Below are 12,828 nucleotides of genomic sequence, written 5' to 3'. Positions count from 1 at the left end.
CTTGAATTTAAGTGATGATCTCGCCAATCCAATCCGCGAGTTCGTTAGGTGTAATTGCTGCTACATGTGCCCCCATATTGGTTAATGTCTGTGCTGCATGTTTGTTATAGACTGAATCCCCGTTAAAATCGAGTGCGGTGAGAACCAGTAGCTTGCATCCTGCATCGATAATATCTTTACAGGCTTTATACATTTGCGCGATCGGGTACCCTTCCTCCAGATCACTGACCAGAATAAAGATGGTTTTGCCTGGATTATCGATTAACGTCTCGCCATATCTCAACGCTTTCGTAATATGTGTCCCCCCACCGAGCTGTACATTCATGAGCACGTCTACGGGGTCTTCCAATCTGTCGCTCAGATCAACAACCTGCGTATCAAATATGAATAATTGGGTGCGCAACGCATTCAAACGGTAGAAGATGCTGGCCATCACCGAACTGTAGATGACTGAATCTAGCATACTGCCACTTTCGTCCACACCAATGATGATGTTCCACTTGTTATGGGGCTGGATATTCCCGTCGAAATACAGACGATCAATCACAAATCTGCGCTTGTTTTTATCGTAATTCTTCAAATTCTTGGTGATGGTTCGCTTGAAATTGAGATTGCGCAAGGATCGTACTGAACTGGAAGTATAGCGACTGCGCTTGCCCATGATACTCGCTCGGGTCTGAGACTCCAGCTTGCTGCGTAGCTCTTCAACCACGGTTCGCACGATCTCCTTGGCGCTCTTTAACACCTCACCTTTCATCCGTCCTTTGAACTGCATAATGTTCTTGAGCAGATTCATGTTGGGTTCAAGGGATTCAAGCAGCTTTTTGTCCGTTAACAATTCTGTCAGCCCATAACGATCAAGCGCCTGTTTTTCCAATATTTCTACCGTTGGTTTGGGGAATAGATCCCTGACCTTGTGCAGCCATTTTGGTACAGTCAGGTTAGACGCACCGCGTCCTCCCTCTTTTCGGTAACCTTGTTCTTCACCGTATTCACGGTTATACAGATACCCCAGAATCTCATCGATTTCCGTATATTGAAATTCAGCAGAAGTGTATTGGTCTGTATTACACAACCCTTCTTCCGCCGATTCACCGAGAATCAAACGCCATCGATTTAAGGTTTCAGCAGAATGTTGATCCCCTCGTTTGCTTCCATCCGGATTGGAACTTTCATTGATTTCTCCGGTTTCGTCCGTTGTCCGATTCGCTTCATTCATATTAGCTTCCATGCGGCAAACTCCTTTCGAAGCGCTTCATCCCACGTCTTGGACTGAATCAGCATCTGTTCATCGACCGCAGGCCTCAACATCTCCTCTGGTTCAACCTGATGCAGACTCGCCACCCGCTCCGCAATCAAGCCCGTCTCCATTGGTGTAAAGTAGGTGAATGCCAGCCTTAATTCCGGTACCATACTGATGAAGTCGTCGTAGGATAACTGTTCAATCAAATAATTCAACTCGGACAAAAGCTGATCTTCATATAAAAAAGCGTCACGTGCTACAGTGAATACTCCCTGTAAAAAAAGTGCCGTTTGACGGGTCTGATCCGGTGTACCATGGATATACCCGCGAGCACGATCAACAATCTCATCCCTGGGCCTGTCACCGAGCCCTGAGGAAATAGCCACACACACACCCTCCAGCTGAGCCGGAAGCTGGTGATCAGACAGAAGCTCATTCAGGTGAATTCGGAATGTCTCATCCTGAAAATTCTCCTCTGATGACTCCGCGAGCATGGCTAGCAGCTTCAATCCCTGAATAATAGCTTCATGTTCATCCGGATTGGCTCTGGAGAGCTGTAGCAACTTGTCTACGGCATTCCTATAAGCTTCGGATACCAGGTCAGGGAGATGTTGCTCGTCAGATAATCCCAGCAACCTGCGGTGTTGATGAATTCGGTTCAAGACATGCAGACTGTTACATAAGGATAGAAAATTCCCGTCCGTTCTCAGCGCTGAACGGACCTGTTCATAGAGTTTCATCGCAGTGTCCTGAAGCCCCATGAGTAACGCTTGAAGCATGAGTCGGGCAAGTTCACCGCTATGATGATCCGGTACTTCCTGCATATGTTCTTCCATTTTGCGTGTAGCCGCCCCGGCAAGTGTTCCACCATAGAGAGAGTTCTCTATCAATCTGGCTTCAATGCGGGATGAGTACATATAAACCCAGGTTTCGCGAACAAGATTCATATCACGCTCTGCGATCCAGTCTGGCCCCGATTGCCGTTTCGCGAATTCCGGAACCAGATAGGTGATGCATTGAATCAATTGGCTTATCTGACGATGCTCCGGTTTCGCATACAGATCCAGCACTTTCTTGTGTTGACCTGTTGTGCGAATCTGCAGTTTGTACCCTGTACAACGCGCCTTGAAGTCCTCCACGATGGGAATACTGAATGAATTGGGAGCCACGCTTCCAATGACGTCTCCTGTCAATAACTGCTGCAGCTCTTGCAGCGGTTTATCGGTCGCCAAGGTAAGCTCCCCCTTCACAAAGGAAGAGAGTGCTGCATCCATTAACTCATAGACGCCGCCTTCCCTTTTACCCCGAAGCCCGGCAAGACCTTGAATCATGCTGTACGCCTCAATCGCATCACTCGTTGATACATGCTCGTGTCCGTCCCGTAATTGGCGCATCAGCCGGGATAACAAGTCCAGAGCCGTTAGATTATACGGTGTACTCTTTTTGCGAAGCAGCTGGTTCCAGATCTGATCGTAATAATTTACATAAGGCATGCCGCTCGCGTATCCATTGAGCCGATCCGCTTCAGCAAAGGTATAGACCATCGGGTACATTTGTTGGTGAACCGTATCTGGATTAACCGCACTTTGTTGAGACGTTCCTGGTTTACCTTGTCCATCCAAACGTTGGTCTGTATGCTGTTTATCCAATTCTAGCTGTTCCAATTCCGATTCATGTTTCTCTGACATCAACAGTCCATACGTATGAAATCCACCGGTAATGACAAGCACACGGTCATGCTCCTGCACCGCTTGATTAATACGTTTTCTCATATGTGCTTCTCTTGCCAGATCACCTGAAGACTGTAATCGTTCCGTGGAATAACACATTCGGGATAAGGTACAATACGTGAATACATCCTGCACGAATGCCTGAGTGGATTTTTCCAGGCTGCCAATCTCAAACACCTTTTCCCACAATTCATCAAAACTGCGGCAGTTTGTTTTTTGGCATAATCGGTTAATGAAATCAGACCCCGCAAGCAAGGTTTCGTCCTGAATAGAGATCTCCTTTTGTTCTGTCTGGTCGGATTTGGATGCACGAGTGGAGAAGTGTTGATAGTCCAGGTCAATAAACTTCGCCGGAATATCCAGCCGTTTTGCTTCTTTCAAAGCTACATATTCAGGCGAATAACGAAGCATCGGATAATAGCAGGCTTCTCTCTCCAATTCACTCTCGTAGGTATAGTACAGACTGACAGGAGGTACCGTTGCCTCATCACTCAGCACCGAAATTAATGGATTACCACTCTCCGGTCCTTCAATCAAAATGATATCCGGCTTGTACTCCTCAATTAATCGTAACAAGTGATAGGAACATGCAGGGCTATGGTGTCTAATAGGATAATAGACCGTGTGACTACTCAGGTTATATACCTGGGACTCGAACAAGGATTGTAACTGCTCAACATCAGGGTCCAGTACTGCTCTTAACCGATCCATTTTCTCTCCTCATAATAGTCCTTCCACATTCCCTCTTCTCTGGAACGCTCTTTTACGACCTTGGAGAAGTAGGTTTTGAGAATGGACAGATCCTTATCGTTTTCCTTTGCAATGGTCCCTAGCATGTTCTGTACCAACCGATCCAGTGCAATAGCTTTATCTTCGTAATAATAGGAAGTCATCGCACTCTGGACATAGACAGACACCGCTTCCGCCGTACTCATGGATGCTTGAGGTGTATCAAGCTTGTAGCCTTCCCGTGTCATGCCGGTGCGCAGTTCCATGAATGTTGTAGCCAGCAATTCAACCACATCCGGGTTAATTTCAATATCAATTCCACTATGTAACAACAGGCTTCGTGCCTGGGATTCAATGATTTTGGCTTCCATCTTTACGTTATGAATGGGCTTGATCGTTTCAAAATTGAACCGACGTTTCAATGCACCACTCATTTCGTTAACACCTTTATCCCGAATATTGGCTGTAGCAATGACGTTAAATCCCGGTTGCGCAAACAGTACACCACCATCCAGTTCAGGAATGCTCATGACCTTGTCACTGAGAATACTGATCAGACTATCCTGCGCTTCAGCTGGACAACGTGTAATCTCTTCAAAACGGGTAAGAATGCCTTTCTTCATGCCGTTATATAACGGTGATGGCACAAGTGCAGCTTCCGAAGGGCCTTTATCAAGCAACATGGCGTAATTCCAAGAATACTTGATCATATCTTCCGTCGTGCCTGCTGTACCTTGAATCGTGTTTAGACTGGTTCCGGATATTGCTGCGGTCAGCAGTTCGCTAAGCATGGTCTTGGCTGTCCCGGGTTCTCCCACGAGCATTAATCCTCGATTGCCTGCCAGAGTAACCACTGCACGTTCAATTAACACGTCATTGCCATAGAATTTGCGGGTAATCGTGATCTCTTCTCCATTTAATAACGCAGGCTTATCCCTGCCTATAATAAAATCGCGCACATAGGCGGGAGATAACAGCCAGTTCGGGGGACGTTTCCCCTGATCTTCCTCTCGCAGCGCACGTAATTCAACCTCGTATAATGTCTCGGCGGGTGGTTTAAGCATCTCCATCGTCAAGGTGTCTCCTCTCACGTAAACAGATCGTATGTTCTTATTCCTATCATTTTATCACAGCACTCCAGCAACTACCCGGTAAAACGTTAAAAATGGTTGAAACGTCCTTCTTATCAGCACTCTTCCTAAGTCCATGGACATAGCCTCTAGCGCAAATATGAAGGTGAAACATCCTTACTGCCGTGCCAACACACTGGTTTCGGATCTGAATCAGCATGCTTATTACCCATGTATACGCATTGTAGGGCCATATGACCTTAGGATTCATTACACTTTCGATCATGTGTTTCAACCAAATGAAGCCGATTATTACAAAGAAGACACAGGCCATCAGCAGCCTGTGTCTTCTTATATATTCAAATTTCATCCAACATCTATGAATTTTGAACGAAACGAACCAATCTCTCAGAAGACTCTACTTACATTCTACGCCCACACGAAGCCGAATACAGCTCATACCAATCATATCGGGTTAGCTCAACCTTTGTCGCGTCACGGCAGGCCAGAATCCGCTCTGGTCGAATCGAACCAATGACAGGTTGAATCCCTGCTGGATGCTTCATTAACCAAGCCAGTACAATAGACTCCGGTGTCACCCCACGCTCCTTGGCCATTCGATCAACCAGTTGAGCCGTATGCTCAATCTCCGCGCGCTGTCCCTCAACTACCCTGCCAGTAAAACGCCCTTGAGCAAGTGGACCCCAAGCCTGCAGTTGAATATGCTCTGTCTGACAATATTCCATTGTGCCATAAGGAAATACGTTGTCTCTGGCTTGCGGCCGATTAACTGTCACACCGGCTTCTACGAATCCGATTTTATCCAGACTCATCTCCAGCTGGTTCACAATCAGAGGTACTTTACTATGAAGCTGAAGAAGACGAATCTGTTCAGAACCCATGTTGGACACACCAAAATGGCGCACTTTACCGGAATGATGCAGCTCAGCCAGTGCTTCTCCAATCTCTTGCGGATGGGCGAGCGGATCAGGACGATGTAACAGCAAAATATCCAGATAATCGATGCCGAGCCGTTCCAGGATACCGTCCACACTCGCCAGAATATGTGCACCTGAGGTGTCATAACGCTGCGGTCCTTCATCATCACCCACAAGACGTATACCACATTTCGACTGTATAATGATCTGCTCACGCAAGCCTGGAGTTTCGGATAAAACACGCCCCAAGACATGCTCTGCCTTACCACGTGTGTAAATATCCGCCAGATCAAAGTGATTAATGCCGATTTCGATAGCTGCTTCTACCGCTCGATGACCTTCTACAACAAGATCTGAAGTAATGGGGAGCCCATCCCATTCACCCCCAAACCGCATACAGCCAAGAACCATTCGACTTGCCGGAATCTGGTGGTGATGCAAAGGAAGTTGTGCGTAAGACATGTCAGCGTTCACCTCATTTTCATTTTTACCAAGCATAATAACCGATTCTCTCTATCATGTCTTCTTCCATCTTCCTCTATTTTCCTGCTCTATCATCCATATGAAGAAAAAACAAGGTTTCAAAAGCTTGTGTATTGAATATATAGAGGGTGCAGGTATTATGCAGGAATATGAGAGGAGATTTTGCATTTGAACCCGAATGAACCAAACGAGTCCTCAAAGCCAGCGTTTTTCACCAAAGAATTCACACACAACCCTTACCCGGTATATGAAATGTTAAGAAAAGAGGAGCCTGTTTTCAGACTCATGTTTCCTCACGGGGAATTCGGCTGGATTATTACGCGATACGAGGATGCAGTCCAGATCCTGAAAGATCCTCGCTTCAGCAAAGATATGGTCCGACGTTACGGCGCTGATAATCAAAGCATCTTCTCCAATAATATGTTGTTCTCCGATCCGCCGGATCATAAACGTCTTCGGGGACTTGTGCAGAAAGCATTCACACCCAAACTGGTCGCAGACATGCGGAGCCATATTCAGGACATTGCTGATGAACTGCTGGACAACCTCCCGTCACAGGAAAAAATGAATCTGATCGATGACTTTGCCTTCCCACTGCCCATCATTGTCATTAGTGAAATTTTGGGAGTCCCTCTTGACGATCGTGACAAATTCCGCATCTGGTCCAATACGATAATTGATGCTTCCATAGCCAAGAGCGCCGAGCTGTTTGAGCAGCATGCCAGGGAGTTTACGGATTACCTGACGGCCTGGTTTGCAAAAGTTCGCCGAGATCCCGGCACTGATCTGATCAGCCAGCTCGTCATTGCGGAAGAATCCGGGCAACAGTTAACTGAACAAGAACTGCTTGGCGTTGTCTCCTTATTAATTATTGCCGGTCATGAAACAACCGTGAATCTGATTGGAAATGGGATTCTCGCCCTGCTGGAGCATCCGGAGCAACGCGAACTGCTGATCAACCAGCCCGAGCTTATTCACAATGCCATTGAAGAGATGCTTCGCTATAACGGACCGGTGGAGTTCAGCACATCCCGCTGGGCTCTGGAAGATATTGAATTCCGCGGACAACGTATCGCTCAAGGTGATCTTGTCATTGTTGCGCTTGATTCCGCCAACCGGGACGAACAGCAGTTTAAGGATGCTGATATTTTCGATATCACACGCGAGAAGAGTTCGCATCTGGCTTTTGGCAAAGGCATTCATCTCTGCCTGGGAGCACCGCTTGCTCGTCTGGAAGGTGAGATTGCAGTCAGCACACTTCTGAATCGTTTTCCAAATATACAGCTTCAGGCAGATGTGAATGAACTGGAATGGAGACCTGGTATGAATGTTCGTGGTGTCAAGGAAATCCCGGTTCAACTAAAATAATGGCTAAATATGAATAAATGAAAGTGAGGCACATTACATCATGGAAATGAACACCTTGGTATCGATCGTTTTGCTGCTTCTGATCTTTGTGTTACTGGTCAGAGTCACCAGCCTGCAACGCCAATTAAATGAATTGAAAAGAGATGTCGAGCGTCTGGAGAACGGTTCAATCTCAGGCACACGCTCCGACTTCAATTACACCTTGTCGCCGAAAGAAGCATCTCTTACCCACACAAGCCAACCAGCCCAAACGGATCTGGATCAGGAACTGCTTACACTGATACAACAAGGGAAAAAAATTATGGCGATCAAACGACTGCGTGAAGCCCGAGGTCTTTCGTTGAAGGAAGCCAAAGACTATGTTGATTCCCTAGATCGGTAATATACAACTCACATAACTCTCGGGGGAAGTTACTCCATACTTTCGGCTGTTAACACAGACGCAGTAGAAAGTATGGAATCTTCGTCCGAGAGTTTACTTTTCAAACAACATATGCTACTGTTATTTCTATATTACTAGAAATAAGAAATAAAGACGAAAGGACCGATCATTATGCAATCAAACTCGAATGAGATTGAACAAGTTGTCAAAATTCATAAAGCGCTGGGCGAACAAACACGCTACAAAATCATTCAGATTTTATCGGGCGAAAGCAACCTGTGTCCTGCCGATCTGGAGAGCCGCCTTGTTACGGTTGCCCTATCGACTCTGTCTCATCACCTGAAACAGCTGTCCGATTGTGGTCTGCTTACATCGCAAAAGAAAGGTACGTATATCTACTACAGCCTGAACATGGAGACCGCACAAAAGTTTGTTCCCTATCTGCTAAATAAATAAAAAAATTTGAGTCATATTTCTATATAATTAGAAATATTGAAACAATGCACAATATTTATTAGTAAAACTAGGTCACCTAAGTTTACGCTTATTCCAATATTCATTATCTAGGTTGTAACATTACCATTCGCGCAGATGGGTTGTATTCAGAGCATTCATGTCTTGTTCTATCGTCTTTATTTCTATATTTCTAAAAATATAATAATAATCAGAAAGAGGTTATGTTTCCATGTCTTCTACGCTCAAAATCTATGTTCTTGCCTTGGTCAGTTTCCTTGTAGGAACGTCCGAATATGTCATTGCCGGCATTTTGGATCGCATTGCAGATACGATGAATATCTCTTTAATCGCTGCCGGACAGCTCATTACAATTTTTTCACTCGTATATGCGCTCGGTACACCTGTCATTATTGCACTGACTTCGCGCTTGGACCGTCGCAAGCTGTTGCTATACTTCCTCGGTCTATTCGTTGTGGCTAATGTTCTTGCTTACCTGTTGCCGGGTTATGGACTGTTCGTCGCAGCACGAGTGTTGATGGCTTTAGGCGCAGGCGTTGTTGTTGTCACGGCATTAACGGTTGCTTCTCAAATAGCGGCTGAGGGTAAACAAGCTAGTGCAATCGCCACAGTAATCACTGGATTTACAGCTTCTTTGATCGTTGGCGTTCCGCTGGGAAGGCTTGTAGCTGCATCTTGGGATTGGAAGCTTGTTTTTGCCGGTATCGCCGTTCTTGGAGTTCTCGCCATGCTGGTAATCGCGGCCGCCATTCCGCCTTCCAAAGCAGAAGCGCCTGTTCCGCTGAAGAAACAACTGTCTTTGCTCAAACAGCCACGAATTGTTTTGGCACTGCTGGTGACATTTTTCTGGTTAGGTGGTTATTCCATTGCCTACACGTACATTTCACCTTACCTTGTATCCGTTTCAGGAATGAGCGAAGCACTACTCAGTTCAGCTTTACTCGCATTTGGCATAGCAAGTCTGATCGGTTCAAAAGTTGGAGGGTTCAGTGCTGACCGATTGGGTGTCAAACGAACGCTGATCACAGGCATGACATTACATATCGTAAGTCTGGTCCTGTTGAATATAACGGCAAGCTCTCATCTCGCTGTCTTCCTTGTTCTGATTTTGTGGTCTTTTGCCGCGTGGTCCTCAGGACCAACTCAGCAATATAACCTGGTCACCATGGCTCCGGAATCCTCTGGCATCATGCTTAGTCTGAACAGTTCGGTGATGCAATTAGCCATGGCTGCCGGCGCAGGTATTGGCGGAATCGCGGTCAGCAGCGTTTCATTATCATCCATTACCTGGATTGGCGCTGTCGGAGTCGCTGTTGCCATCATCATCGTTATAAGCTCGTATCGTTCAGCACCTCTCAAAAGTACACAAACCAATACATCGCACAACGTTGCATGATATGAATTTGTAGTACAAAAAACAAACCAAAAAGAGAGGCACTGTACGTATACAGTGGCCTCTCTTTAACCATTATAACGGCTATTCTATTACCGATAAGCAGAACTCTTATTGAGCCGTAACTGCACCATCGATCGGATATACTGCACCATTGATATACGGCGCTTCATCTCCAAGCAGGAAAGAAACCAGGTTTGCGATCTCTTCTGGTCTGCCCAGACGTCCAGATGGAATGCTATCAACGGTTGCCTTGAATACTTCAGGGTTGTCTTTACCGAACTGAATGACCATCGGCGTCTCAATTGTACCTGGGGCAATCGCATTTACACGAATGTTGTCCTTGCCATATTCAATTGCAGCTGTACGCGTCAAGCCCACCACGCCATGTTTGGTTGCTGCGTAAGGTGCAACTGCAGGTACACCAACAATACCGGCTGTGGAGGCCGTGTTCAGAATGGAACCTCCACCTGTTTTGAGCATTTCAGTAATTACATACTTCAACCCGTAGAATACACTTCTCAGGTTAATATCAATGATCTGGTCAAACTGCTCAATCGTATGTTCAATCAGCTTGATCCCAGGACCTGCAATACCTGCATTATTAAAGAACATGTCGATTCGTCCGAACTCTTCGACTGTTTTTTTCACATAATTCTCAACTTCAGGTGCTTTACTTACATCTGCTTGTACAAAAATAGCTTTACTTCCCAGCTTCTCAATCTGCTTAACCGTCTCAAGACCTGTCTCTTCGACAAGATCCACAACGACAATGGATGCACCCTTCTCAGCCAGCTTCAATGCTGCTGCTTGGCCCAATCCACTTCCTGCTCCAGTAATAATGGCTACTTTTCCTGCGTGACTCATGTTGATCTCCTCCATGTGTGTGTGTCATCTTGTGATTGGATCGATGAATACGATATGAAACGTACTTACATGCAATGATGCAATATGTAGGTCAAAAATGGCATAAAACCTTCCTGACTTTACCTATTCTAATAGACTTTCGACATAAAAACAAATCATATAATATGTATTCATACTATATCACCTGTCACATTTTCAGCATTTTTATTGAAGGAGCACACAACTATTACGTCTTGTTGCATGCTCCTCTTTTACAAATACATTACTTTTTAAGTCGGTATCTTTACAACTTCAAACGGTGCATATCCGCTTTTTGAAACACTTTAACGCAGCAAATTCGTTTTTGCCAATTCAATAATTTCGTCCCCTCGTCCGTTTAGCACGGCTTTCATCATCCATAAGGTGAATCCTTCCGCCTGTTTGATATCAATCTTCGGAGGTAAGGACAATTCCTGACGATTCACCACCACGTCAATCAGCACAGGACCATCATGCTGAAGCGCACGCTGCACAGCTCCTTCGAGTTCATCCGGATCCTCAACCCGAATCCCTTCCATGCCCATGGCTTGAGCAACCATCGCAAAGTTGGGATTGACAAGCTCTGTTCCCGATTCCAGGAATCCGGCAGCTTTCATCTCCAGCTCAACAAAACCGAGTGCTCCATTATTAAACACCACAACTTTAATCGGCAGATTATGCTGTTTCAATGTCAACAGATCACCCATCAGCATCGTAATACCACCATCACCCGACAAAGAGATGACTTGTCTGCCCGGATCAGCGACCTGAGCGCCAATGGCCTGTGGCAAAGCGTTTGCCATCGTACCATGACTGAATGAACCGAGTAGTCTGCGATTACGAGACATCTCGATATAACGGGCCGCCCATACTGTCGGAGTACCGACATCACAGGTGAAGATGGCATTTTCAGCTGCGGCATCACTAATGACCTTGGTCAGGTACTGCGGATGAATGGGCTTTTTACCCGGTTTTCCAACGGCCAGCTCGTCCAGATCTTTGCGTACTTTCACATAACGATCCACACTTTTACGCAGATGTTTGTCACTGTGTTCTTCTGTCAGATAAGGAAGCAAAGTTTCAATGGTCGCTTTCACATCCCCACATACGCCGTAATCCAGCTTCGTGCGCCGACCCAGATGAGAAGATTGAATGTCGACCTGAAGGACTTTCGCATTTTCGGGATAGAATTGACGATATGGGAAATCCGTTCCGAGCATCAATAGTACATCACAGTCCATCATGGCATGATAACCGGATGAATACCCGATTAGGCCGGTAAGGCCGACGGAATAGGGGTTGTCATACTCCAAATATTCCTTGCCTCGTAGCGCAATAACCATCGGGGATTTCAAACGATCACAGAGCTGCATAAGGGGTTCCCGAGCGCCCGCGCAGCCTGCACCGCACAACAACGTAATTTTTTTGCCTTGATTCAGATACTCCGCCAGTTTAACGAGTTCTGGCTCAGAAGGATGTACCACTGGATTGGTTGCATGATACACATGCTCAGGCACAGGCAGATCCGCTGCTTCAAGTCCTGCTACATCCCCCGGCAATACAACGACGGACACACCCGACCGTGCGACCGCTGTCTGAATGGCCATCGTCAGAGAACGCGGCATCTGTTTTGCTGTTGTAATGACTTCACAATAATCGCTACATTCCTGGAACAGATACTCCGGATGGGTCGCCTGAAAATATTCACTGCCAATCTCGTCACTTGGGATATGTGCAGCGATGGCGAGTACAGGAACACGATTGCGGTGACAATCGTACAGACCATTGATCAGATGCATATTACCAGGACCACTACTACCTGCGCAGACAGCGATACTTCCACTGACCTGAGCGTCCGCCCCAGCAGCAAATGCAGCTACTTCTTCATGACGTACATGAATCCATTCGATCTTGCCCGAACGACGGATGGAGTCGAGTACCGCATTCAAGGAGTCTCCAACAATGCCATATATGCGTTTGATACCAGCGTTCAATAAGGATTCAACCAGAACGTCCGCGACTGTTTTTTTCATAATAGGTGAGTCTCCTTTAATTGCTCATTTTGATTATGTTTCCACTCGGTTAATATACCTATTCTTATACCCCAATCTTCTGAAACCCGAACCAACTCAA

Annotated in this window: 10 protein-coding genes; 4 read left to right on the top strand and 6 right to left on the bottom strand. The window is 46.1% G+C overall.

Going from position 1 to position 12,828, the window contains the following annotated elements:
• Positions 1-7: 7 nt before the first annotated feature.
• From MKY28_RS09420 to MKY28_RS09405, 4 genes are all read right to left on the bottom strand, one after another.
• Complete coding sequence (locus MKY28_RS09420) at positions 8-1,231, bottom strand: VWA domain-containing protein (RefSeq protein WP_340935801.1); 1,224 nt, start codon at positions 1,229-1,231, stop codon at positions 8-10.
• Complete coding sequence (locus MKY28_RS09415; protein ID WP_340935800.1) at positions 1,216-3,684, bottom strand: DUF5682 family protein; 2,469 nt, start codon at positions 3,682-3,684, stop codon at positions 1,216-1,218. Before MKY28_RS09415 ends, MKY28_RS09420 begins: the two co-directional genes overlap by 16 nt.
• Entirely contained in the window at positions 3,672-4,772 is a 1,101-nt protein-coding gene (locus tag MKY28_RS09410) for an ATP-binding protein (RefSeq protein ID WP_340935799.1), read from the bottom strand. Before MKY28_RS09410 ends, MKY28_RS09415 begins: the two co-directional genes overlap by 13 nt.
• A 422-nt stretch (positions 4,773-5,194) precedes the next feature.
• On the bottom strand, positions 5,195-6,172 hold the full coding sequence (locus MKY28_RS09405) for an aldo/keto reductase (RefSeq protein WP_340935798.1): 978 nt from the start codon (positions 6,170-6,172) through the stop codon (positions 5,195-5,197).
• Between the two features lie 189 nt (positions 6,173-6,361).
• Between MKY28_RS09405 and MKY28_RS09400 the strand changes: the two genes are divergently transcribed.
• The 4 genes from MKY28_RS09400 to MKY28_RS09385 all read left to right on the top strand — a co-directional run bounded on the left by MKY28_RS09400 (position 6,362) and on the right by MKY28_RS09385 (position 9,813).
• Entirely contained in the window at positions 6,362-7,561 is a 1,200-nt protein-coding gene (locus MKY28_RS09400; RefSeq protein WP_340935797.1) for a cytochrome P450 family protein, read from the top strand.
• Between the two features lie 46 nt (positions 7,562-7,607).
• Positions 7,608-7,943 carry a ribosomal protein L7/L12 gene (locus MKY28_RS09395; RefSeq protein WP_340935796.1) on the top strand — a complete coding sequence of 112 codons (336 nt, stop codon included), beginning with the start codon at positions 7,608-7,610 and terminating at the stop codon, positions 7,941-7,943.
• A gap of 171 nt (positions 7,944-8,114) precedes the next feature.
• On the top strand, positions 8,115-8,399 hold the full coding sequence (locus MKY28_RS09390; protein WP_340030492.1) for an ArsR/SmtB family transcription factor: 285 nt from the start codon (positions 8,115-8,117) through the stop codon (positions 8,397-8,399).
• A gap of 229 nt (positions 8,400-8,628) precedes the next feature.
• Positions 8,629-9,813 (top strand): MFS transporter, encoded by a 1,185-nt coding sequence (locus tag MKY28_RS09385; RefSeq protein ID WP_340935794.1) that lies wholly within the window; start codon positions 8,629-8,631, stop codon positions 9,811-9,813.
• A gap of 108 nt (positions 9,814-9,921) precedes the next feature.
• On the opposite strand, the gene MKY28_RS09380 is transcribed toward MKY28_RS09385, so the two are convergent.
• Both MKY28_RS09380 and poxB read right to left on the bottom strand, forming a co-directional pair.
• Positions 9,922-10,677, bottom strand: coding sequence for an SDR family NAD(P)-dependent oxidoreductase (locus MKY28_RS09380; RefSeq protein ID WP_076250445.1), 756 nt, complete (start codon positions 10,675-10,677; stop codon positions 9,922-9,924).
• 323 nt (positions 10,678-11,000) lie between these two features.
• Entirely contained in the window at positions 11,001-12,728 is a 1,728-nt protein-coding gene (gene poxB, locus MKY28_RS09375) for a ubiquinone-dependent pyruvate dehydrogenase (protein ID WP_340935792.1), read from the bottom strand.
• Positions 12,729-12,828: the final 100 nt, after the last annotated feature.

The organism is Paenibacillus sp. FSL R5-0473, from assembly GCF_038004565.1.
Lineage (GTDB): Bacteria > Bacillota > Bacilli > Paenibacillales > Paenibacillaceae > Paenibacillus > Paenibacillus amylolyticus.
The sequence above is the reverse complement of the archived record's forward strand: the minus strand, read 5'-3'. Positions and strand labels throughout refer to the sequence as shown.

Excerpts from the sequence above, each read along its gene's own strand:
- MKY28_RS09420 (WP_340935801.1), bottom strand. The coding sequence starts at position 1,231 with ATGGAAGCTAATATGAATGAAGCGAATCGGACAACGGACGAAACCGGA.
- MKY28_RS09415 (WP_340935800.1), bottom strand. The coding sequence starts at position 3,684 with ATGGATCGGTTAAGAGCAGTACTGGACCCTGATGTTGAGCAGTTACAA.
- MKY28_RS09410 (WP_340935799.1), bottom strand. The coding sequence starts at position 4,772 with ATGGAGATGCTTAAACCACCCGCCGAGACATTATACGAGGTTGAATTA.
- MKY28_RS09405 (WP_340935798.1), bottom strand. The coding sequence starts at position 6,172 with ATGTCTTACGCACAACTTCCTTTGCATCACCACCAGATTCCGGCAAGT.
- MKY28_RS09395 (WP_340935796.1), top strand. The coding sequence starts at position 7,608 with ATGAACACCTTGGTATCGATCGTTTTGCTGCTTCTGATCTTTGTGTTA.
- MKY28_RS09390 (WP_340030492.1), top strand. The coding sequence starts at position 8,115 with ATGCAATCAAACTCGAATGAGATTGAACAAGTTGTCAAAATTCATAAA.
- MKY28_RS09385 (WP_340935794.1), top strand. The coding sequence starts at position 8,629 with ATGTCTTCTACGCTCAAAATCTATGTTCTTGCCTTGGTCAGTTTCCTT.
- MKY28_RS09380 (WP_076250445.1), bottom strand. The coding sequence starts at position 10,677 with ATGAGTCACGCAGGAAAAGTAGCCATTATTACTGGAGCAGGAAGTGGA.
- poxB (WP_340935792.1), bottom strand. The coding sequence starts at position 12,728 with ATGAAAAAAACAGTCGCGGACGTTCTGGTTGAATCCTTATTGAACGCT.